We start from the raw sequence: 430 nt of genomic DNA on the forward strand, positions 1-430 counted from the left end.
TTGTCCGTCTAAAGCATTTTTGTGGAGTTATCTTAAATCCGTAACTACGGTAAAATTCAAAGAACTTATCTCTCCCCATGGTCTGAGGTTTTATCCTTCTATAAAGCTCCTTACAGCCCATCTGCGGATGATCCTCTCTTACCTGACGCAGAACTACTTTTAGTTGTTCTTCCTCCTCAGCTCTTTTTAATTCTCTGTTGAGCCGCTGATGGATATTCTGTTTTGTAGTGCCCAGCCAACGATATATCTGGTTCATTTTCCATCGGTGGGCTTCCCTGTGGAGCCAGAACCAGGTAAGGGTTTGGAACCTAGTTTTTTTTTGATATCGATATCATACATCTCTTCTGCAATATCGATCATCTTATCCTTGAACTCGATCTCAAACTGCTTTTGCCCAAGCATTTGTTCCAGTTCACGGATCCTGGCCTTA

The 430-nt window shown here is 42.1% G+C and carries 1 protein-coding gene; it reads right to left on the reverse strand.

The genetic code is table 11. The annotated features are described in order from the left end of the window. On the reverse strand, positions 1-256 hold a 256-nt coding region (locus tag HC175_RS19055), incomplete at its 3' end, for a hypothetical protein (protein WP_209310107.1). Positions 257-430 lie beyond the last annotated feature (174 nt).

The organism is Salinimicrobium oceani (assembly GCF_012037645.1).